This is a genomic window from Klebsiella sp. 10-1, from assembly GCF_009758445.1.
In the GTDB taxonomy this organism is placed as follows: Bacteria; Pseudomonadota; Gammaproteobacteria; order Enterobacterales; family Enterobacteriaceae; genus Klebsiella; species Klebsiella scottii.
Window position 1 is genome coordinate 590,637 of the sequence record NZ_WQRE01000002.1, and the last position, 20,517, is coordinate 611,153.

At 59.8% G+C, this 20,517-nt stretch carries 20 protein-coding genes, 1 pseudogene and 1 riboswitch; of the genes and pseudogenes, 13 read left to right on the top strand and 8 right to left on the bottom strand.

Going from position 1 to position 20,517, the window contains the following annotated elements:
- Positions 1-19: 19 nt before the first annotated feature.
- The gene (gene ribB, locus GO007_RS10900; protein WP_095099568.1) at positions 20-673 is read right to left on the bottom strand and encodes a 3,4-dihydroxy-2-butanone-4-phosphate synthase; all 654 of its coding nucleotides are present in this window, start codon (positions 671-673) and stop codon (positions 20-22) included.
- A gap of 104 nt (positions 674-777) precedes the next feature.
- A riboswitch (FMN riboswitch) is annotated at positions 778-929 on the bottom strand.
- Between the two features lie 120 nt (positions 930-1,049).
- Here ribB and ubiK point away from each other — a divergent pair.
- Positions 1,050-1,319, top strand: coding sequence for a ubiquinone biosynthesis accessory factor UbiK (ubiK, locus tag GO007_RS10905; RefSeq protein WP_095099571.1), 270 nt, complete (start codon positions 1,050-1,052; stop codon positions 1,317-1,319).
- Positions 1,320-1,350: 31 nt separating this feature from the next.
- On the opposite strand, the gene glgS is transcribed toward ubiK, so the two are convergent.
- The 4 genes from glgS to GO007_RS10925 form a co-directional block, all read right to left on the bottom strand.
- Positions 1,351-1,560 (bottom strand): cell surface composition regulator GlgS, encoded by a 210-nt coding sequence (glgS, locus tag GO007_RS10910; RefSeq protein ID WP_095099573.1) that lies wholly within the window; start codon positions 1,558-1,560, stop codon positions 1,351-1,353.
- A gap of 262 nt (positions 1,561-1,822) precedes the next feature.
- Entirely contained in the window at positions 1,823-3,256 is a 1,434-nt protein-coding gene (gene hldE / locus GO007_RS10915; RefSeq protein ID WP_095099576.1) for a bifunctional D-glycero-beta-D-manno-heptose-7-phosphate kinase/D-glycero-beta-D-manno-heptose 1-phosphate adenylyltransferase HldE, read from the bottom strand.
- 58 nt (positions 3,257-3,314) lie between these two features.
- Positions 3,315-6,152, bottom strand: coding sequence for a bifunctional [glutamate--ammonia ligase]-adenylyl-L-tyrosine phosphorylase/[glutamate--ammonia-ligase] adenylyltransferase (gene glnE / locus GO007_RS10920; RefSeq protein WP_189339859.1), 2,838 nt, complete (start codon positions 6,150-6,152; stop codon positions 3,315-3,317).
- 21 nt (positions 6,153-6,173) lie between these two features.
- On the bottom strand, positions 6,174-7,472 hold the full coding sequence (locus tag GO007_RS10925) for a CYTH domain-containing protein (protein ID WP_095099580.1): 1,299 nt from the start codon (positions 7,470-7,472) through the stop codon (positions 6,174-6,176).
- 214 nt (positions 7,473-7,686) lie between these two features.
- On the opposite strand from GO007_RS10925, the gene GO007_RS10930 reads away from it, so the two are divergent.
- Positions 7,687-8,307, top strand: a complete 621-nt coding sequence (locus tag GO007_RS10930; protein WP_041147288.1) for a TIGR04211 family SH3 domain-containing protein — start codon at positions 7,687-7,689, stop codon at positions 8,305-8,307.
- Positions 8,308-8,368: 61 nt separating this feature from the next.
- Complete coding sequence (locus tag GO007_RS10935) at positions 8,369-9,610, top strand: multifunctional CCA addition/repair protein (protein WP_095099583.1); 1,242 nt, start codon at positions 8,369-8,371, stop codon at positions 9,608-9,610.
- 11 nt (positions 9,611-9,621) lie between these two features.
- Here GO007_RS10935 and bacA read toward each other — a convergent pair whose 3' ends face one another.
- Both bacA and folB read right to left on the bottom strand, forming a co-directional pair.
- Complete coding sequence (bacA, locus tag GO007_RS10940) at positions 9,622-10,443, bottom strand: undecaprenyl-diphosphate phosphatase (protein ID WP_095099585.1); 822 nt, start codon at positions 10,441-10,443, stop codon at positions 9,622-9,624.
- 224 nt (positions 10,444-10,667) lie between these two features.
- On the bottom strand, positions 10,668-11,036 hold the full coding sequence (gene folB / locus GO007_RS10945) for a bifunctional dihydroneopterin aldolase/7,8-dihydroneopterin epimerase (protein ID WP_095099587.1): 369 nt from the start codon (positions 11,034-11,036) through the stop codon (positions 10,668-10,670).
- 230 nt (positions 11,037-11,266) lie between these two features.
- Here folB and plsY point away from each other — a divergent pair, with 230 nt between their 5' ends.
- On the top strand, positions 11,267-11,887 hold the full coding sequence (gene plsY, locus GO007_RS10950) for a glycerol-3-phosphate 1-O-acyltransferase PlsY (protein ID WP_095100107.1): 621 nt from the start codon (positions 11,267-11,269) through the stop codon (positions 11,885-11,887).
- Between the two features lie 210 nt (positions 11,888-12,097).
- Positions 12,098-13,567, top strand: coding sequence for an MFS transporter (locus GO007_RS10955; RefSeq protein ID WP_095099588.1), 1,470 nt, complete (start codon positions 12,098-12,100; stop codon positions 13,565-13,567).
- Positions 13,568-13,714: 147 nt separating this feature from the next.
- On the opposite strand, the pseudogene GO007_RS29105 reads toward GO007_RS10955, so the two are convergent.
- Positions 13,715-13,798 (bottom strand): annotated as a pseudogene (locus GO007_RS29105) (short-chain dehydrogenase); the annotation flags it as partial.
- On the opposite strand from GO007_RS29105, the gene GO007_RS10960 reads away from it, so the two are divergent.
- From GO007_RS10960 to GO007_RS10995, 8 genes are all read left to right on the top strand, one after another.
- Positions 13,788-14,612: an urease accessory protein UreD gene (locus GO007_RS10960; RefSeq protein WP_095099590.1), complete on the top strand. Its 825-nt coding sequence runs from the start codon at positions 13,788-13,790 to the stop codon at positions 14,610-14,612. The pseudogene GO007_RS29105 and the gene GO007_RS10960 sit on opposite strands and share 11 nt — an antisense overlap.
- Before the next feature lie 9 nt (positions 14,613-14,621).
- Positions 14,622-14,924, top strand: a complete 303-nt coding sequence (locus GO007_RS10965; RefSeq protein WP_095099592.1) for an urease subunit gamma — start codon at positions 14,622-14,624, stop codon at positions 14,922-14,924.
- A gap of 9 nt (positions 14,925-14,933) precedes the next feature.
- Positions 14,934-15,254: an urease subunit beta gene (locus GO007_RS10970; RefSeq protein ID WP_095099595.1), complete on the top strand. Its 321-nt coding sequence runs from the start codon at positions 14,934-14,936 to the stop codon at positions 15,252-15,254.
- Complete coding sequence (gene ureC, locus GO007_RS10975) at positions 15,247-16,950, top strand: urease subunit alpha (protein ID WP_095099598.1); 1,704 nt, start codon at positions 15,247-15,249, stop codon at positions 16,948-16,950. The genes GO007_RS10970 and ureC overlap by 8 nt, the downstream gene beginning before the upstream one ends.
- 9 nt (positions 16,951-16,959) lie before the next feature.
- Positions 16,960-17,454 carry an urease accessory protein UreE gene (gene ureE / locus GO007_RS10980; protein WP_095099600.1) on the top strand — a complete coding sequence of 165 codons (495 nt, stop codon included), beginning with the start codon at positions 16,960-16,962 and terminating at the stop codon, positions 17,452-17,454.
- The gene (locus tag GO007_RS10985) at positions 17,455-18,129 is read left to right on the top strand and encodes an urease accessory protein UreF (protein ID WP_095099603.1); all 675 of its coding nucleotides are present in this window, start codon (positions 17,455-17,457) and stop codon (positions 18,127-18,129) included.
- Positions 18,130-18,137: 8 nt separating this feature from the next.
- A complete protein-coding gene (ureG, locus tag GO007_RS10990) occupies positions 18,138-18,755 on the top strand; it encodes an urease accessory protein UreG (protein WP_095099606.1) in 618 nt (205 codons plus the stop codon).
- Between the two features lie 153 nt (positions 18,756-18,908).
- Positions 18,909-20,516 (top strand): purine-cytosine permease family protein, encoded by a 1,608-nt coding sequence (locus GO007_RS10995; protein WP_095099609.1) that lies wholly within the window; start codon positions 18,909-18,911, stop codon positions 20,514-20,516.
- Position 20,517: the final 1 nt, after the last annotated feature.

Below are 20,517 nucleotides of genomic sequence, written 5' to 3' on the forward strand. Positions count from 1 at the left end.
GGGATGCAGCGAAGCCGGATCAGCTGGCTTTACGCTCGTGCTCGCGGCGATAGGCCACCAGATCTTCAATGGTGACCACGGCCATATTGTGCTGCTGAGCAAATTCGATGCACTGCGGCGCGCGGGCCATAGAGCCATCGTCGTTAGTCAGCTCACACAGAACCCCAGCCGGCTTGAAGCCTGCGAGCGTCACCAGATCGATAGTGGCTTCGGTGTGGCCGCCGCGGGTCAACACGCCGCCCGCCTGAGCGCGCAGCGGGAATACGTGGCCAGGACGATTCAGGTCGGATGGTTTTGCGCCATCGGCAATCGCAGCACGTACGGTGGTGACGCGGTCGGCCGCAGAGACGCCCGTAGTGACGCCAGCGGCGGCTTCGATGGTCACGGTGAAGCCGGTGCCGTAGGCGCTGGTGTTATTTTCCACCATCATCGGCAGGTCAAGCTGCTTGCGGCGTTCATCGGTCAGGCACAGGCAAACAATACCGCTGCCGTGGCGAATGGTCAGCGCCATCTGCTCAACGGTCATGGTTTCGGCGGCGAAAATCATATCGCCTTCATTTTCACGGTCTTCATCATCCAGCACCATCACACCGCGGCCTTCGCGCAGTGCATTTAAAGCGTGTTCCACACGTTCAAAAGCGGTACCAAAAGAGGAAAGGAGCGTCTGATTCATGGTAAAAAAACCTCATTAAAATTATGGTTACCAGAATCAGGGCAGTCTTAGGAGTGCCGGTTAAGCGGCAAAAGTCAACGCAAGCGGATGCAATCCGACTGAGCCGTTACTCTCTCCCATCCGGACTCTAACCGTCGGCCCCGGAATTACACCGGATCTGCTGACCTTTCTGCTTTCGCAAAAAGCGCTCGCGGGCTTTCAACGCTATGGTTGATTTACCGCCGGTGGGGAATTTCGCCCCGCCCTGAGAATAAGCGAGATAACTATAACGCTATTGATTATCCTCGGCAATGCATAAGCTTCAAACATTTCTGGTTTATAGGCGGCGCCGATCGCACTACAATGGACGGTAAATCGACCAGAGCAGGAAACCACCATGATTGACCCGAAAAAAATTGAACAGATCGCCCGCCAGGTCCATGAATCGATGCCGAAAGGCCTTCGTGATCTTGGGGAAGACGTGGAGAAAAAGATCCGTCAGGTGCTCCAGTCGCAGCTGACCCGCCTGGATCTGGTAGGCCGTGAAGAGTTTGACGTGCAGACTCAGGTGCTGCTGCGCACCCGCGAAAAGCTGGCTTTACTCGAACAGCGCATTAGCGATCTGGAAAGCCGTTCGGCAACGCCGAGCGTCGAAGAGAAGCAGTAAAAAATAACGGGCCATCAGGCCCGTTGTTGTATCAGTGCTCCAGCTCTCGCGCCGGCGCCTCTGCCTGGCTGACCTGACGACAGTAGAGCTCATACCGCTGGCAAAACCATTCACGATGATCCTCATCCATATTGCCGACAATTGCCTCAAGATCAACGACGTGGCCTTGCGCGCGCATTCTGGCAAAGCTCAGTGCCAGAAAATCGAAATTATTCATTGAATACAGGTCGTTATGGTTCATCCGCATACTCCTTCAGCCGTTGGTGTTCTGATTGGTCATATGCTTTACTGACTTCAGTATTTATCCTTACGTTAACTTTTTTTGCGCGAAAAATGCGCAAAATAAGAACAATTATTGCGCTGAATCATTTCCGTCATCAATTAAATAAAAAAAGCCCGCGATCGGACGATCGCAGGCCTCTCCAGCATGACTTTCTCGCTACCTTCCCGACCGCGTCGTGCTTACCAGGACGATGATCGAGCCGCCGCTTAGCAGGAAAACATTACTTCCCGCTATCTTTCTGGATCTTTTTGATGATGTTAGTGGTCGAACAGCCATCTTCAAAATTCAGCACCAGTACCTCACCGCCGTTTGCCCAGACCTCTTCGCTTCCGGCAATCTGTTCTGGCTTATAGTCACCGCCTTTCACCAGCAGATCCGGCAGGATCCCGGCGATCAGGCGCTGCGGCGTGTCCTCTTCGAAAGAGACCACCCAGTCAACGGCCTCCAGCGCGCCCAGGACGATCATCCGCTGCTCAAGCGGGTTCACCGGACGGGACTCTCCTTTCAGACGTTTTGTCGACGCATCGCTGTTAACCGCAACAATCAGGCGATCGCCCAGCTTGCGCGCGTTTGCCAGATACGAAACGTGGCCAGCGTGCAAAATGTCAAACACGCCGTTGGTCATCACCACTTTCTCACCGCGCTTACGCGCCGCGGCAACCGCCTGCTTGAGCTCTTCTTCATTCATCACGCCAAAACCGGTCTCTGCGCGCCCGCGGACCGCGTTTTCCAGCTCGATCGGTGAAACGGTTGAGGTGCCCAGCTTGCCGACGACCACGCCGGCCGCCGCGTTGGCGAAATAGCACGCCTCTTCCAGCGTATTGCCTGAGGCAAGCGTCGCCGCCAGTACGCCAATAACCGTATCACCGGCGCCGGTGACGTCATACACTTCCTGCGCCTGGGTTGGCATATGCAGCGGCGGTCTGCCCGGCTGCAGCAGCGTCATGCCCTGCTCGGAGCGGGTCACCAGCAGCGCGGACAGTTCAAAATCAGCAATAATCTTCAGGCCGCGCTCAACGATTTCCGCTTCGTCCTTACATTTCCCCGCCACCGCTTCAAATTCAGAGAGGTTCGGGGTCAGCAGCGTGGCGCCGCGATAGCGCTCGAAATCGGTGCCTTTCGGGTCGATCAGCACCGGGACGCCCGCATCCCGCGCCAGCTTAATCATCGTCTGCACGCTGGCCAGAGCGCCTTTCGCATAGTCAGACAGGACCAGCGCCCCGATAGAACCCAGCGCCTGCTGAATACGTTCGTGCATGGGCTGCGGATCGACGCCGGAAAAGCCCTCTTCAAAATCAAGACGGATCAGCTGCTGGTTGCGTGACAGCACGCGCAGCTTGGTGATGGTCGGGTGCGTCGGCACCGAAACGAAGTCGCACTTCACGTTGACGTCGGCCAGCGCTTTACTCAGCGCGCGGGCGGCATCGTCAATCCCGGTCAGGCCAACCAGCCGCGAGGTCGCACCGAGCGACGCGATATTCATCGCAACGTTTGCCGCGCCGCCGGGACGTTCTTCGATATTTTCCACTTTCACCACCGGCACCGGGGCTTCAGGGGAAATACGGCTGGTGGGACCATACCAGTAGCGGTCCAGCATCACATCGCCAACCACCAACACTCCTGCTCGTTCAAACTCCGGCAGCGTTACTTTCATTACTCTCTCCTGCGAGATGCAAACTTTGCGCGCGATAATAGCACACCCGGTTTTTTAGTTAAGCCATCAACCACTTCTGCCAGCTGGCGCTGACCTGCTCACGTTCATGAGCAAAGGCCTCCGGCGCGACGTTTCCCGGCTGCTCCTGCAGCGCCAGATGGTGCAGCGCATCGCGCAGCGTGGTGTAAGCATGGGTCAACGCCCGAGCCTCTTCTTCATCCATAATGTCGTTCTGCGCCAGCAGCTCCAGAATGCGCACATTATCAGACCAGCGCGTCAGCTTCGGCTTGTCGTGGGCATAGCGTAAGACCAGGTACTGGGTGATAAATTCAATATCGGTGATCCCGCCGGCATCGGCTTTAATATCAAAGCGATCGCGCTGCTTATTGCCAAGATGGGCGCGCATTTTCTCACGCATTTCCCGCACCTCCGTCTGCAGCGTCGCCCCCTCGCGCTGGCGGGTGAGGATAGCGCGACGAATCTCATCAAAGCGGATCTGCAGCTCAGGATCGCCGTAGACCACGCGCGCGCGGACCAGCGCCTGATGTTCCCAGGTCCAGGCTTCATTTTGCTGATAGTCGGCGAATGAATCGGCGGTGGTGACCAGCATGCCCGCGGCGCCTGACGGACGTAAGCGCGCATCCACTTCATAGAGGATCCCGGAAGAGGTGCGGGTGCTGAAGAGATGCATAATGCGCTGCGCCAGACGCAGATAGAACTGGCGGCCGTCAATCTCGCGTTCGCCGTCGGTCATGGCCTCCTGCGGGCAATCATGGAGGAACACCAGATCCAAATCGGAGCTGTAGCCCAGCTCCCAGCCGCCCAGCTTGCCGTAGCCCACGACGGCAAAGCCGCGCCCCTGACGGTCGCGCAGATGCGTCGGCTGGCCATAGCGCGCCACCATCTGCATCCACGCCTGCTGAACTACCGCATCGATCATCGCCTCGGCCAGCCAGGTTAAGTGATCGCTCACTCTCATCACCGGCAGCGTGCCGGCGATATCCGCAGCAGCAATATGCAGCAGCTGCGCCTGCTTGAACTGACGCAGCGCCTCCAGCTGCTGCTCTTCATCCTCTTCCGGTACGCGCAGTAAATACTGGCGCAGCTCATCGCGATAGGCGTCGGTCGCCGTCGGCTGATAGAGCGTATTCGGGTCCAGCAGTTCGTCCAGCAGCAGCGGATGGCGCGCCAGCTGGCTGGCAACCATCGGCGAGGCGGCGCACAGGGAGATCAGGTGTTTCAGCGCGCCGGGGTACTCGCTGAGCAGCTCAAGATAGGTTGTTCGGGTCACGATGCCGGTCAGCAGCGGCGTAATGCGCGCCAGCGGCAGCGGCGCATCGGCACGCGAGCAGACTTCGCTGAGCAGGTGCGGCATAAGCTGATCCAGCACCTGCCGCCCGCGCGGGCCAATGGTGCGCCTGTCCAGCTCTTTACGGAAATCAGCGATCAGCGCCAGCACGCTGCGCCGATCGGCATCATCGAGATGCGTCAGCGCCGGGCTGGTATCATCCTCCTCCAGCGCGTCCTGCCACAGCTCGCGCCAGTACTCGGCGAGCTGTTCATCCGGCGACTGCGCTTCATCATCGCCAATCAGCTCGTTGAACACCCGCCGTACGCTGGCCATTTTCTCTTCCAGCTGCGCGCTCAGCGTCTCCCAGTCGGCAACCTGCATCCCCCACGCCAGGCGAGCGCGGTTGAGCTCATCCTGCGGCAGGGTTTGCGTCTGCTCATCGTTGATGCTTTGCAGCAGGTTTTCGAGGCGACGTAAAAACAGGTAGGACTCGCGCAGCCGGGAAGCATCGCCTTCCGGCAGCAGATGCAGTTCGTCGATAGCCGCCAGGGTTGGGAGTAGCGCCCGCAGCTGCAGCGCGGGCTCGCGGCCGCCGCGGATCAGCTGAAAGACCTGAACGATAAATTCAATTTCGCGGATCCCGCCGGCGCCGAGCTTGATGTTGTCCTTCAGCCCGCGGCGGCGAACCTCGCGGGCAATCATCCCTTTCATATTACGCAGCGACTGGATCACGCTGAAGTCAATGTAGCGACGGAAGACGAACGGCCGCAGCATGGCGCGCAGCTCGCTGGCATAGATGCCTTCGTTATCGCCCATGATCCGCGCCTTAACCATCGCATAGCGCTCCCAGTCTCGCCCCTGCTCCTGGTAGTAATCCTCCAGCGCGGCGAAGCTCAGCACCAGCGGGCCGCTGTCGCCAAACGGGCGCAGGCGCATATCCACGCGGTAGACAAAACCGTCCTGGGTGGCCTGATCGAGGGCCTTAATTAAACGCTGGCCGAGGCGGGTAAAGAACTGGGCGTTATCCAGCTCGCGGCGCCCGCCGCGGGTTGCGCCGTGCTCCGGCCAGGCAAAAATCAGGTCGATATCGGAGGAGAAGTTAAGCTCTCCTCCGCCAAGTTTACCCATCCCGAGGATCAGCAGCGGCTGCGGCTTGCCTTCGGCGCTGCAGGGCGTGCCCCACTCCTGGCAGCAGGCGGCATATAGCCAGTCCCGGGCGGCGACAATCAGCGTCTCCGCCAGCACGCTGAGCTGCTGCAAACTACTCTCTTCGCTGACCAGCGACAGCGCCTGGGCCCAGGCGATGCGCACCATAATCCGGCGGCGAAAGAGGCGCAGCTCGCGCATCAGCGCCGCTTCGTCATTGACCTCCGCCAGCGCCGTCCGTAGCCAGTCGGCATAGTGGCGCCACTCATCCGCTTCCGGCGCCGAGCTCTCCAGCTCTACCAGCCACTGCGGCTGGGCAACCAGGCTCTGCTCGACAAAATCGCTGAACGCCATAACCGACTGCGCCTGCGGACTTAACGTTTGTAATGGAAAATCCGCTGGTAGCCGGTCTACAACCGTCTGCCAGTGCTGCTGTAACTGCGAAGAAAGCGGCATTATAGGGGTCTCCCTGGCCTGAAATTATCGTTTTCCACTATGCAGCCAGAACGGTTCCGCGGCCAGCGCCTGACGACGGAAATATTCAATGACGCTGCTGTCCCGGTGCTCAACGGCCCGACGAAGCTCTTTCCAGTTTTCCAGCCATGACGATGCGGCGTAGGCGTAAGCGCCGGCTAACAGCTGAATAGTGTCGATTTCGCGCGCCAGGCGCGGCAGCTGGCCCTCATACTCATCGCCCAGCGACTGCAGGAACGCGTTTTTCAATTCAGCCGCCGCCCGCGAAAGCTGAATATCGGCAAAGCGTTTAAAAGACCCGGCAATTTTCTTCTGCGCGTTCTCGTTGAGAAACTCGCGCCAGCCGCGGCTTACCAGCCATTCCGTCAGCATCAGCTTCGCGCTGACGGTGGCGATGCTGAACAGCGCCGCCTGCGCATTTTCAGCCGCTGACAGCGCCGCCTCCGCTTCGCTTAGCTGCTCGCGCAGCGCCGCGGTGGCTTTACGCGGCACGATGCCGCCGAACAGCGCCAGCGTATGACGCAGGCGGGCAATCGCCCGCAGAATTTCGCCTTTTGCCGCCGGGTTGCCGCGGCTCCAGACTTCATCATGATAAAGCCAGTGGGCCAGGGCGCTCTCCAGCGCCGCCTCCATTCCCTGCTCAACGCTGGCCTTCGCTATAGCCGGCAGAATATCCAGCGCGGTCAGCGGACGTTCGCCGTCGCCCTGAGCCAGATGGTAGCCTCGCGCCGCCTTGCTCAGACTACCCTGACGCAGCGCGCCGGTATCCAGCAGACGACGGGCGAGGATCAGGACATCTGCGGTATTGCCGGATAAAAGCTCCAGCTCCAGTTCACAAATGGCTTCCTGATGCTCACCGGCCTTAACCTCACCGCGATCGAGGGCGATTTCAATCTGGCTATCTCCTTCGCTCACCACCCATTTTTCACGTTCAAAATCAGTGCTGAAGAGCGGCTGTACGCTTTGCGCCAGCTCGGCCGGCAGTTCACCCTGCGGCCACACTTCCGCCGGCAGCAGGCCCAGCGTCAGCTCCGGTTTTTCCAGCGGGATGTTGTATTCCGGGCGCTGATGCAGCCCGCCCACCACCCGGCCGGCAATTTTCAGGGTCATTTCGTAACGACCGCGATCGCCGCGAATACGCAGCCCCATATCATGACGGCGCAGCCAGTTATCCGCCGTTTCATAGTAAATATTGAGCAGCTGTCCTGCGGGCGTGTGCTGCGCATTGAGCGTATTAAGGTGCTGACGCAGTGTTTCCACACCGCTATCGGAGACGATAAATTTTAATTCGATTTCTTGCGCCATGACTGAATTTTTCCGCTTCTGTGCTCTGCAGGGAAAATACGGCGAACTAACGCCGATATTTCTTGTCAGTAGATAATATTTTGCGGCGAATCGCCATGCAATGCGCATTTTGCCGGGCCACCTCCTGGATGTTTCCGATTGTGGCGGAAAACTTTGCGTCGCTATGGTGATGCCACTACTATCGTTCAACTTTTTATGACCAAACGATGACCTGATGCCAAAATTACGCCTGATTACGATAACTTTGCTGGCGCTTAGCGCCGCTACGGCGGTTCATGCAGAAGAAAAACGCTATGTTTCTGATGAGCTGAACACCTGGGTTCGCACCGGTCCTGGCGATAATTATCGTCTCCAGGGAACCATTAATGCCGGGGAGCAGGTCTCTCTGCTGCAGACCAACGACAGCACGAATTACGCCCAGATCCGCGACGGCAACGGCCGCACCGCCTGGATCCCGCTGAAAGAGCTGAGCAATGAGCCCAGCCTGCGCACCCGCGTACCGGATCTCGAGAATCAGGTTAAGACCCTGACCGACAAGCTTAACAACATCGACACCACCTGGAACCAGCGCACGGCGGACATGCAGAAGAAGGTCGCCGGGAGCGATAACGCTATTAACGCCCTGAAAGATGAGAACCAGAAGCTGAAAAATGAGCTGGTTGTCGCGCAGAAAAAGGTCAATGCCGCGAATCTGCAGCTTGATGATAAGCAGCGCACCATCATTATGCAGTGGTTTATGTACGGCGGCGGCGTGCTGGGCGTTGGCCTGCTGCTTGGGCTGGTGCTGCCGCATCTGATCCCGAGCCGCAAGCGTAAAGACCGGTGGATGAACTAATTCGTCTTCTCTGCCAGACTTACGTATCATCCAGCGCAAAGTAGATACGGGAGAATCAGGCGTGAAGATTTATTTGGTCGGCGGTGCCGTCCGGGATGCATTACTCGGACTACCGGTCAAAGACAGAGACTGGGTGGTGGTGGGCGCCGCGCCCTCAGAGCTGCTTGACGCGGGCTACCAGCAGGTAGGCCGCGATTTTCCCGTGTTCCTGCACCCGCAAAGCCGGGAGGAGTACGCCCTGGCGCGAACCGAGCGTAAATCCGGTGCCGGCTATACCGGCTTCACCTGCTACGCCGCGCCCGACGTCACCCTCGAACAGGATTTACTCCGCCGCGACCTGACGGTTAACGCCCTCGCCCAGGATTCAGACGGCCAGATTATCGACCCCTACGGCGGCCAGTCCGATCTGCGCCAGCGCCTGCTGCGCCACGTTTCACCAGCTTTTAGCGAAGATCCGCTGCGCGTTCTGCGCGTAGCGCGCTTTGCCGCCCGCTACGCCCATCTCGGGTTCCGCATTGCGGATGACACCATGACGCTGATGCGCGCGATGGCCGATGCCGGCGAGCTGGCACATCTGACGCCGGAGCGGGTGTGGAAAGAGACCGAGAGCGCGCTGGGCACCCGCAACCCGCAGGTCTTTTTCCAGACACTGCGCGACTGCCGCGCGCTCGGCGTGCTGTTCCCGGAAATCGAGGCGCTATACGGCGTACCCGCACCGGCCAAATGGCATCCGGAAATCGACACCGGCCTGCATACCCTGATGACCCTGACCATGGCGGCAATGCTGTCGCCGGAAATCGACGTGCGTTTCGCAACCCTGTGCCACGATTTGGGCAAAGGGCTGACGCCGAAAGCGCTCTGGCCTCGTCATCACGGCCACGGGCCGGCCGGCGTCAAGCTGGTCGAGCAGCTTTGCGCTCGCCTGCGCGTCCCGAATGAGATCCGCGACCTGGCGAAGCTGGTCGCCGAATTCCACGATCTGATTCATACCCTGCCGATACTGCAGCCCAAAACCCTGGTCAAGCTGTTCGACAGCATCGACGCCTGGCGCAAGCCGCAGCGGGTGGAAAAAATTGCCCTCACCAGCGAGGCCGACGTTCGCGGCCGCACCGGCTTCGAAGCCTGCGACTATCCGCAGGGGCGCCTGCTGCTGGAAGCGTGGCATATCGCCCGGTCGGTCTCGACGAAAGAGGTGGTGGCGGAAGGTTTTAAAGGACCGGAGATTCGCGAGGAGTTAACGCGGCGGCGTATTCTGGCGCTCGCGCAGTGGAAGGAAGAACGCTGCCCTCAGCCGCAAGACTGAGGGCCAGGGTCTTAGAAGAAGACTACGTAAACGACCGCCGCCACGATAAAGCGGTAGATAGCGAACGGAATAAACGAAATACGTTTAATCAGCTGCAGGAAGGTCTTAATCGCAATCAGCGCCACGATAAACGCCATAATAAAGCCGACGGCAAACATCGGAATATCGCTGGCATTCAGGAAGCCGATGCTTTTATAAACGTCCAGCACGGTGGCGCCCATCATCATCGGTACTGCCAGCAGGAACGAGAACTCCGAGGCCGCATAGCGGCTGACGCCCATGAGCATGCCGCCGGAAATCGTCGCGCCGGAGCGAGAAAAGCCCGGCCACAGCGCCAGGCACTGGAAGCAGCCAATCACGAACGCCTGACGATAGGTCATATCGTCAACGCCTACCGCGCGCGGCTCCTTCGGCTTCAGCACCTCAGCGGCAATCAGCAGCACGCCGCCGACCACCAGCGCATACATCACGTTGACCGGGTTAAATAGCGACTTAATGGTGTCGTGGAATATCAGGCCCAGCACCACCGCCGGAATCATCCCTAACAGAATATGGATAAGCGATAAGCGACCGCTGCCCTGCCCTTCATGCGCAGGTGGTTTACCGAAATGGATACCGATCAGGCCAAACAAACGACGCCAGAACATAACGACAACGGCAAGAATAGAACCTAACTGAATGACCACCTCAAATGTATTTGCAGTATCACCTTCAAATCCCAGCAGATGACCAACAATAATCATATGACCAGTACTGGAAACAGGTAAAAACTCTGTCAAACCCTCAACCACACCCAATATTGCCGCCACCAGCAGCGAGTGTATATCGCTCATCCAATAAACCCTTTAAAAGTAAAATGAAAAAACCAGGCACTACGAGCCATGCCATCAGGCGTCATTGGTGCAGCCAGTTTGGCCTCGGACGGCGCGTCAATTCCGGAGCGTACACGGAGTACGTGAGGATTTCGAGCCCCGTTCGAGGAGAATATGGCAAATAAAATAACCTGACGGCCGGCACTAAGACCTGTATAAGCCCAAATTGTTTAATCAATATGACCTTAAAAGTTTTGTTTCAGATTAAGGCCACGCTCAATGATGACGCCGACGTTGGCCGCGCGGGCAACCGCGCCCGGTTTACTGACTTTAATTCGCACCCACGGTGAGGAGAATTTTGCCAGCAGCAGATCGGCAATTTCTTCGGCCACGCGTTCGACCAGCGCAAAACGCCCCCCTTCAACGTGGTTGATAACCAGCTCGCTAATATCGGCATAGCTAAGGCAATCGCTCACATCATCGCTGGACGCCGCTTTACGGTTATCCCACGCCATTTCGATATCGAACACCAGCTTCTGCTCAATGGTTTGTTCCCAGTCATAAACACCAATAGTGGTGATTACCGAAAGTTGCTCTATAAATACAATATCCATCACGACCTGCCTGCTTTTTGGCTAAACCGGATACCACTTCCGGCGAATTATGCGTATTATCCACAGATGCAAAGACATCCCCTAAATAATTTGCGTTGCAGGAAGGCGGCGGCGCAGCGAGCTTCCGGGAGCATAGCGTCACTATGTATCCGGGCGCGCGAGGAGAGCCCACGCACCGGCTGCGCCAAGGATGACGGGGATAAAACGACACTTTCAAAATGGAACAGCTGATGAGTGCAATCGCGCCTGGACTCGTTATCCTTGCCTACCTCTGCGGCTCAATTTCCAGCGCCATTCTGGTTTGCCGCCTCGCTGGCCTGCCCGACCCTCGCGATAGCGGCTCAGGCAACCCTGGGGCGACCAACGTCCTACGAATTGGCGGCAAGGGAGCGGCCGTAACGGTGCTTATTTTCGATGTGCTCAAAGGCATGCTGCCGGTCTGGGGCGCATGGGCACTCGGTCTGACCCCTTTCTGGCTGGGCCTGGTGGCGATTGCCGCCTGCATTGGTCATATCTGGCCGGTGTTCTTCAATTTTCGCGGCGGCAAGGGCGTTGCGACCGCTTTCGGCGCCATCGCGCCTATCGGCTGGGATCTCACCGGCGTCATGGCCGGGACCTGGCTACTGACCATCCTGCTCAGCGGCTACTCTTCGCTCGGCGCCATCGTCAGCGCGCTTATTGCGCCGTTCTACGTCTGGTGGTTCAAACCGCAGTACACCTTTCCGGTATCGATGCTCTCCTGCCTGATCCTCCTGCGCCATCATGACAATATCCAGCGCCTGTGGCGTCGTCAGGAAACCAAAATCTGGGCCCGGCTGAAGAAGAACAAGAAAAAGCCGGAACAGAAATAATCTCCGCGCCCGGCGCTGCCGGGCACGATTTTCCCCGACAATATCTTTTGATCCCCCGGCCTTACAGCCAATCATTCCACCGCGCCGCCGTTTAAAAGATAATCCTTTCGCTACAATCACTTAGTTATGTCTTATAACCAAAAATGATTTATTCGCCCGCCCCGCGATGTTTACTCTGAATCTCCTGATAAGACACAACAGAACAATAATATGACAGACGTAATCAATGCGGCGCCGATTGCAGCGGCAGGGTCGCCTGACGGGGAAGTTCGATGGATACGCGGCGCGGCGGACGTTTCGCGCCTGATTAACGAGGGCAGCAGCGGGCGCAGCAACGCGCGCATCGTCATGGGCATCGCGCTAGGCGGGATTTTTCTCGATGCCTACGATCTTGGCTCCCTGGCCTTTGGCCTGAAAGACATTACCCGTGAATTCAACCTGACGCCCGCCGGCACCGGCATGGTGGCCTCAGCCATCACCTTCGGCGCCATCGTCGGCGCGCTGCTGGGCGGCTATCTGACGGATAAAATCGGCCGCTACCGCGTCTTTATGGCGGATATGCTGTTCTTCGTGGTTGCAGCTATCGCCTGCGCGCTGGCTCCCAACGAATACGTCCTCACCGGCGCCCGGTTCGTCATGGGGCTCGGCGTGGGTATCGACCTGCCGGTGGCGATGGCCTTCCTGAGCGAATTTTCTAAACTCAAAGGGCCGGGCAACAAAGCCGCCAGCGTCGCCATGTGGTGCCCGACCTGGTACGCCGCCATCAGCGTCTCATATCTGCTGGTGCTATTTTTCTACGCCGCGCTGCCGGAAAGCCACAGCGACTGGCTGTGGCGGCTGATTCTCGGCTTCGGCGCGATCCCCGCGCTGGTGATTATCGCCATTCGCAGCCGCTATATGAGCGAGTCGCCGGTTTGGGCCGCCAATCAGGGCAACCTGCGTGAAGCGGCCTCCATTCTGCGCCAGGCCTACAACATCAACGCCCACGTGGCGCAGGATGCGCTGGATAAACCGGCGCCGGTGGTGAAAAAAGCGCAATGGAGCAACTACTTACGCCTGTTTCAGGGGGTTTACCTGCGGCGGACGACCCTGGCAACGCTGCTCTCCGTAGTCTCATCATTTGCCTATAACGCCGTTGCCTTCGGCCTGCCGGTGATTATCTCCAGCTTCTTCGTCCAGTCGATGCTGACCACGATTCTGATCTCGCTGGCGCTGAACCTGCTCTTCGCCTTCGTCGGCGGGCTGCTGGCCGTACGGCTGGTGCCGCGCCTTGGGGCATGGAAAATGTCGCTGGCGGGATACGCCTGCCAGCTGGCGGCGCTGCTGGGGCTGGCGCTGATTGGCCGCCCGGAAGGCGCCGCCGAAGGGATCGCCGCGGTTGCCATGCTGGCGCTGTTCCTCTTCGGCCAGGGCTTTGGCCCCGGCGCGCACACCATGACCTTTGCCTCGCTGAGCTACCCGACTTCACTGCGCGGCGTCGGCGTCGGCCTGAACCAAACCCTGATGCGCAGCAGCTCAACGCTATCGCTGTTCCTCTTCCCGCTGCTGGTCGCGGCGCTGGATACGCGCGTCTTTTGGGTTATCGCCGCGGCGCCGCTTATCGGCCTGCTGTCGCTGCTTGCCATCCGCTGGGAACCTTCGGGCTACGACATCGACGCCGAGGATTATCAGGATAAATAGCGTTACCACCGGGCGCTCGCGCTGAACGCCCTTTACCGCCCCTTCACCTTTCAACATGTAGCTATCCCGCCTGCGGGGGAAGGTCCAGGGACGGACTCTATCCGCAGCCGCCGGGCGGTTTACGGGGCAACAACCATAAGCTTTTCATATGATCGGGATGCTTTGCGGCCGATCAATACTCATCGCTGCTGTTTTATCTTGAGTTTGCAGGGGCGCAACATTGCACAGCACCGTGTTACCACAGACAAAAAAAGGCTGGCAGGCTACGCTGGATCTCCGCTTTCAATCTACCGGCGATAAAACGGTCCTGACCTCTTCCCGTCACGTTGGCCCATTAACCGTCCAGCGCCCTTTTTATCCCGAAGAAGAAACCTGCCACCTCTATTTATTACATCCGCCGGGCGGCATCGTTGGCGGCGATGAGCTGACGATTACGGCCGCCCTCGACGGCGGCAGCCACGCGCTGATGACCATGCCCGGCGCCAGCAAGTTTTACCGCAGCAGCGGCGCGCAGGCGCATCTGCACCAGCGCTTCACCGTCGCGGCGCACGCTATTCTTGAATGGCTGCCGCAGGACGCCATTTTTTTCCCCGGCGCGCGGGCTAATCTGCATACCACCTTCCATCTTTGCGCCACCAGCACCCTTTTAGCCTGGGATCTGCTGTGCCTCGGCCGCCCGGTGATTGGCGAAACGTTTAGCCACGGCACTCTCGCGAACCGCCTGGAAGTGTGGGTTGATGAGACGCCGCTGCTGGTGGAACGGCTGTGCCTCGCCGATGGCCAGCTGGCCTGCATCGCGCAGCGGCCGTGGGTGGGGACGCTGCTGTTCTATCCGGCTAATGAGACCCTGCTCGACGGCGTGCGCGAACGGCTCGCCGGGCTCGCCAGCTACGCCGGCGCCAGCCTGACCGACGGCCTGCTGACGGTCCGATTTTTAAGTGATGATAATTTGCTGTGCCAGCGGGCGATGCGCGATATATGGCAGTTTATGCGCCCGCATCTGACCGGGAAACCCCCGGTTCCTCCCCGAATCTGGCTGACCTGAGAGAGCGCTATGGAACTGACACCCAGAGAGAAAGATAAGCTGCTGCTGTTTACCGCCGCGCTGGTGGCTGAGCGCCGCCTGGCCCGTGGGCTGAAGCTGAACTACCCGGAAGCGGTGGCGTTAATTAGCGCCTTTATTATGGAGGGCGCCCGCGACGGCAATAGCGTGGCGGCGCTGATGGAAGAGGGCCGCCACGTCCTGACCCGCAGTCAGGTCATGGAGGGCGTGCCCGAAATGATCCCCGACATCCAGATCGAAGCCACCTTTCCGGACGGCTCGAAGCTGGTCACCGTCCACAATCCGATAATCTGAGGTTCCGCGATGATCCCAGGTGAGTACCAAGTGAAACCCGGCCAGATAGCCCTTAATGTTGGCCGCATGACCCGCAGCATAATCGTTGAAAATCACGGTGACCGGCCGATCCAGGTGGGATCGCACTATCACTTCGCCGAAGTGAATCCGGCGCTGAAGTTCGACCGCGAGCAGGCGACGGGCTATCGCCTGAATATCGCCGCCGGTACCGCGGTCCGTTTTGAACCCGGGCAAAAGCGAGAAGTGGAGCTGGTTGCTCTTGCCGGCTCCCGCGCGGTGTACGGCTTTCGCGGCGCGGTGATGGGAAAACTGGAGGAAAACGATGAGTGAAATTTCACGCCAGGCCTATGCCGATATGTTTGGCCCCACCACCGGCGATAAGGTCCGCCTTGCGGACACCGAGCTGTGGATAGAGGTCGAAGACGATCTCACCACCTACGGCGAAGAGGTGAAGTTCGGCGGCGGAAAGGTGATTCGCGACGGCATGGGCCAGGGCCAAATGCTCTCAGCGGAGTGCGTCGATCTGGTGCTGACCAATGCGCTGATCGTCGATCACTGGGGGATCGTGAAGGCGGATATCGGCGTCAAAGAGGGGCGCATCTTCGCCATCGGCAAAGCGGGCAACCCGGATATCCAGCCTGACGTCACCATCCCTATCGGCGCGGCGACGGAAATCATTGCCGCCGAAGGTAAGATAGTCACCGCCGGCGGCGTCGATACGCACATCCACTGGATCTGCCCGCAGCAGGCGGAAGAAGCGCTGGTCTCCGGCGTCACCACGATGGTCGGCGGCGGCACCGGACCGGCGGCGGGCACCCACGCCACCACCTGCACCCCCGGTCCGTGGTATATATCGCGGATGCTGCAGGCGGCGGATAGCCTGCCGGTCAACATCGGCCTGCTGGGTAAAGGCAACGGCTCCAATCCGGACGCGCTGCGCGAGCAGGTGGCGGCTGGCGTGATTGGCCTGAAAATCCACGAAGACTGGGGCGCGACGCCCGCGGCCATCAACTGCGCGCTGACCGTCGCCGATGAGATGGACGTTCAGGTGGCGCTGCATAGCGATACCCTCAACGAGTCCGGGTTTGTCGAAGATACCCTGGCGGCGATTGGCGGGCGTACCATCCACACCTTCCATACCGAAGGCGCCGGCGGCGGCCACGCGCCGGATATTATTACCGCCTGCGCGCACCCCAACATTCTGCCCTCCTCCACCAACCCGACGCTGCCCTACACCGTCAATACCATCGATGAACACCTCGATATGCTGATGGTTTGCCATCACCTCGACCCGGACATCGCGGAGGACGTGGCGTTCGCCGAATCGCGCATTCGGCGGGAAACCATCGCCGCGGAGGACGTCCTGCACGATATCGGCGCTTTCTCGCTGACCTCTTCCGATTCGCAGGCCATGGGCCGCGTCGGCGAGGTGGTGCTGCGCACCTGGCAGGTCGCCCACCGCATGAAGGTCCAGCGCGGCCCGCTGGCGGAAGAGCGCGGCGACAACGACAATTTTCGCGTTAAGCGCTATATCGCTAAATACACCATTAACCCGGCGCTGACCCACGGTATCGCCCATGAGGTCGGCTCGATTGAGGCCGGCAAGCTGGCCGATCTGGTGCTGTGGTCCCCGGCGTTCTTCGGCGTGAAGCCGGCGTGCGTGGTGAAGGGCGGGATGATTGCCATCGCGCCGATGGGCGATATTAACGCCTCTATTCCTACCCCGCAGCCGGTGCACTATCGGCCGATGTTCGGGGCGCTGGGCAGCGCCCGCCATCGCTGTCGGCTGACCTTCCTGCCGCAGGCGGCGATAGCCAGCGGCGTGGCGCAGCGCCTCAATCTGCACAGCGCCACGGCCACGGCGAAGGGCTGCCGAACGCTGCAGAAGGCCGACATGATCCATAACGGCCTGCAGCCCAATATTACCGTTGATGCGCAAACCTACGAGGTGCGCATTGACGGGGAGCTAATAACCAGCGAACCGGCAGAAGTGCTGCCGATGGCGCAACGTTACTTTCTGTTTTAAGGAGTCCGGATGCTGTATCTGACCCAACGCGTGGAGACGCCGGCGCAGGCAACGGCCAGCGTCACGCTGCCGATTGATGTGCGGGTAAAAAGCCGAATCAAAGTCACCCTTAACGATGGGCGCGAAGCGGGCCTGCTGCTGCCGCGCGGCCTGCTGCTGCGGGGCGGTGACGTTCTGAGTAATGAAGAGGGCAGCGAGTTTGTCGCAGTCATTGCCGCCGATGAGGGCGTCTCCGTCGTGCGCTGCGAGGACCCGTTTACGCTGGCGAAAGCCTGCTATCACCTCGGCAACCGCCACGTTCCGCTGCAGATTATGCCCGGCGAGCTGCGCTACCACCACGACCACGTGCTGGACGATATGCTGCGCCAGTTCGGCCTGCAGGTGAGCTTCGCCCGGCTGCCGTTCGAACCGGAAGCCGGCGCCTACGCCAGCGAGAGCCACGGGCATGGACACGGGCATCATCATGGCCATAGCCACGATGACCACCATGAGCACAGCCACTGAATGTCGTCGCTGGAAAAACGCCTGCGGCTGATGCAGCTGGCCAGCAGCAACCTGCCGGTCGGCGGCTATAGCTGGTCGCAGGGGCTGGAGTGGGCGGTGGAAGCGGGCTGGGTGGCCGATACTCAGGCCTTCGAACGCTGGCAGCTGCAGCAGATGGAGCAGAGCTTTTTTACCGTCGATCTGCCGCTGTTCGCCCGCCTCTATCGCGCCTGCGAAGATAACAACCTGCCCGAGGCGCAGCGCTGGGCGGCGTATCTGCTCGCCTGCAGAGAAACCCGCGAGCTGCGCGAAGAGGAGCGTAATCGCGGGGCGGCATTCACCCGACTGCTTGCCGACTGGCAGCCGGAGTGCCCCAAAGAGTGGCGGACGCTGTGCCAGCAAAGCCAGCTTGCCGGGATGGCCTGGCTTGGCGTGCGCTGGCAAATCCCCCTTGCCGATCTGGCGCTGAGCCTCGGCTACAGCTGGATTGAGGGCGCGGTGATGGCCGGCGTTAAGCTGGTGCCTTTTGGGCAACAGGCCGCGCAGCAGCTGATCATCCGCCTGTGCGATCGCTATGCGGCGGATATGGCCAGCGCGCTTGCCGCCCCGGACGGCGCGATCGGCTCCTCCACGCCGCTGGCCGCCATCGCCTCCGCCCGGCATGAAACGCAGTATTCCCGATTATTCCGTTCTTAGGAGAAAGCATGAACAACTACAAACATCCGCTGCGCGTGGGCGTCGGCGGCCCGGTCGGTTCCGGGAAAACCGCGCTGCTGGAAGCGCTGTGTAAAGCCATGCGCAACACGTATCAGCTGGCCGTCGTCACCAACGATATCTACACCAAAGAAGATCAGCGCATTCTCACCGAAGCTGGCGCGCTTGAGCCGGAACGTATCGTCGGCGTCGAAACCGGCGGCTGCCCGCATACCGCCATCCGCGAAGACGCGTCGATGAACCTGGCGGCGGTGGAAGCGCTGAGCGAAAAATTCGGTAACCTCGAACTTATCTTCGTCGAAAGCGGCGGCGATAACCTCAGCGCGACCTTTAGCCCAGAGCTGGCCGATCTGACCATCTACGTTATCGACGTGGCGGAAGGGGAGAAAATCCCGCGCAAAGGCGGCCCGGGGATCACCAAATCGGACTTCCTGGTGATCAACAAAACCGACCTTGCACCGTATGTGGGCGCCTCGCTGGAAGTGATGGAGCGCGACACCATGCGGATGCGCGGCGAGCGTCCGTGGGCCTTTACTAACCTCAAGAGCGGCGACGGCCTGCAGAGCATCATTGCCTTCCTCGAAGACAAAGGCATGCTGCGCCGCTAGGCCCGTGCACCATCCGGACGCGCCCGCGCCCGGATGGTGCATTCGACGCCCTCTTTTTATCCTCCCCTCCCCCACAGCCCCCTGCGGCGCCTGCTCTACGAAGTGGCATAAGGTTTGCTAATTACAGTCATACCTGACCATTAAGGAATGACTATGTCATCACTGGATATTAAAACTGAGCTACCTGCACAAACCGGCACATCCGGCTCCCGTGAAACATTGGAAGATTACACCCTGCGCTACGCTCCGCTGAGCTTTCGCCGCTGGGGGCCAGGCGTCGTCGCCGTCACCGCGCTGGGCGGCATTGCCTATCTGGCCGACTTTTCTATCGGCGCCAGCATTGGCATGGCGTGGGGCACCACCAACGCCATCTACTCGATCCTGCTGGCCGCGCTGGTGATTTTCCTGACCGGCATTCCGCTGGCGATCACCGCTGCCCGCTACAACATCGACCTCGATTTAATCACCCGCAGCGCCGGATTCGGCTATTTTGGCTCGGTCATTACCAGCATCATTTTTGCCGGATTTACCTTTATCTTCTTCGCTCTTGAAGGCTCGATTATGGCGCAGGGGCTGCTGGTCGGCCTCGGGATCCCGCTGTGGATGGGCTACCTCATCGCAACCCTGATGGTACTGCCGCTGGTCGTTTACGGCATGAAGGCCCTGACCCGTCTGCAGGTCTGGACCACGCCGCTGTGGCTGGTGCTGATGGTTGTGCCGGTGGCCTGGCTTATCGCTAAAGATCCTCAGCTGGTGGATGGCTTTATGAACTTCGCCGGTAAGAACGACGCCTCGCGCGTGGATTTAACCGCCATTATGCTGGGCGCCGGGGTATGCCTGTCGCTGATCATGCAGATCGGCGAGCAGATTGACTATCTGCGCTTTATGCCGCCGAAAACGGCGGAGAACAGCAAAAGCTGGTGGCTGGCGGTCTTTTCTGCCGGCCCGGGTTGGGTGGTGCTGGGCGCGATTAAACAGATTATTGGCGCCTTCCTCGGCTTCTACCTGCTGACCCGCTTCCCGGCTGTACATAACACCGAGCCGGTTCAGCAGTTCGTCAGCGTCTTTGACAATCTGGTGCCCGGCTGGCTGGCGCTGACCCTGGCCGTAGTGCTGGTGGTTATCTCGCAGATTAAAATTAACGTCACCAACGCCTACTCCGGCTCGCTGGCCTGGACCAGCGCCTGGACGCGCACCACCCGCAGCTATCCGGGGCGGATCGTCTTTGTTGTCGTCAACCTCGCCATTGCGCTGGCGCTGATGGAAGGCGATATGTTCAGCGCCCTGTCGTGGATCCTCGGCTTTTACTCCAACTTCGCCATTGCCTGGGTTGTGGTGGTCGCCACCGATATTACCGTCAATAAAGGCCTGCTGAAGCTGGCGCCGGCCCAGCCGGAATATCGCCGGGGGATGATCCATAACGTTAACCCGGTGGGCGTGGTTTCCTTTGCTCTCGCCGCCGGGCTCTCTATCTGCGCATTCTTCGGCCTGCTCGGCACCACCCTGGCCCCGTTCTCACCGCTGATTGCGCTGGCTGTCGCCCTGGTGATGACGCCGCTGATGGGCATTCTGACCCGCGGCCGCTACTACATCAAACAGCACGATGACGGCATTGCCGAACCGCGCTACGACGCTCAGGGGAACGCCTCCACCACCGTGTATCGCTGCATTACCTGCCGGGAAGAGTACGAACGTCCGGACGTGATGCACTCGGCAAAACATCAGGGGGCGATTTGCTCGCTGTGTAAGAGTATGGAATAGC

Excerpts from the sequence above, each read along its gene's own strand:
- ribB (WP_095099568.1), bottom strand. The coding sequence starts at position 673 with ATGAATCAGACGCTCCTTTCCTCTTTTGGTACCGCTTTTGAACGTGTG.
- ubiK (WP_095099571.1), top strand. The coding sequence starts at position 1,050 with ATGATTGACCCGAAAAAAATTGAACAGATCGCCCGCCAGGTCCATGAA.
- glgS (WP_095099573.1), bottom strand. The coding sequence starts at position 1,560 with ATGAACCATAACGACCTGTATTCAATGAATAATTTCGATTTTCTGGCA.
- hldE (WP_095099576.1), bottom strand. The coding sequence starts at position 3,256 with ATGAAAGTAACGCTGCCGGAGTTTGAACGAGCAGGAGTGTTGGTGGTT.
- GO007_RS10925 (WP_095099580.1), bottom strand. The coding sequence starts at position 7,472 with ATGGCGCAAGAAATCGAATTAAAATTTATCGTCTCCGATAGCGGTGTG.
- GO007_RS10930 (WP_041147288.1), top strand. The coding sequence starts at position 7,687 with ATGCCAAAATTACGCCTGATTACGATAACTTTGCTGGCGCTTAGCGCC.
- bacA (WP_095099585.1), bottom strand. The coding sequence starts at position 10,443 with ATGAGCGATATACACTCGCTGCTGGTGGCGGCAATATTGGGTGTGGTT.
- folB (WP_095099587.1), bottom strand. The coding sequence starts at position 11,036 with ATGGATATTGTATTTATAGAGCAACTTTCGGTAATCACCACTATTGGT.
- plsY (WP_095100107.1), top strand. The coding sequence starts at position 11,267 with ATGAGTGCAATCGCGCCTGGACTCGTTATCCTTGCCTACCTCTGCGGC.
- GO007_RS10955 (WP_095099588.1), top strand. The coding sequence starts at position 12,098 with ATGACAGACGTAATCAATGCGGCGCCGATTGCAGCGGCAGGGTCGCCT.
- GO007_RS10965 (WP_095099592.1), top strand. The coding sequence starts at position 14,622 with ATGGAACTGACACCCAGAGAGAAAGATAAGCTGCTGCTGTTTACCGCC.
- GO007_RS10970 (WP_095099595.1), top strand. The coding sequence starts at position 14,934 with ATGATCCCAGGTGAGTACCAAGTGAAACCCGGCCAGATAGCCCTTAAT.
- ureC (WP_095099598.1), top strand. The coding sequence starts at position 15,247 with ATGAGTGAAATTTCACGCCAGGCCTATGCCGATATGTTTGGCCCCACC.
- ureE (WP_095099600.1), top strand. The coding sequence starts at position 16,960 with ATGCTGTATCTGACCCAACGCGTGGAGACGCCGGCGCAGGCAACGGCC.
- GO007_RS10985 (WP_095099603.1), top strand. The coding sequence starts at position 17,455 with ATGTCGTCGCTGGAAAAACGCCTGCGGCTGATGCAGCTGGCCAGCAGC.
- ureG (WP_095099606.1), top strand. The coding sequence starts at position 18,138 with ATGAACAACTACAAACATCCGCTGCGCGTGGGCGTCGGCGGCCCGGTC.
- GO007_RS10995 (WP_095099609.1), top strand. The coding sequence starts at position 18,909 with ATGTCATCACTGGATATTAAAACTGAGCTACCTGCACAAACCGGCACA.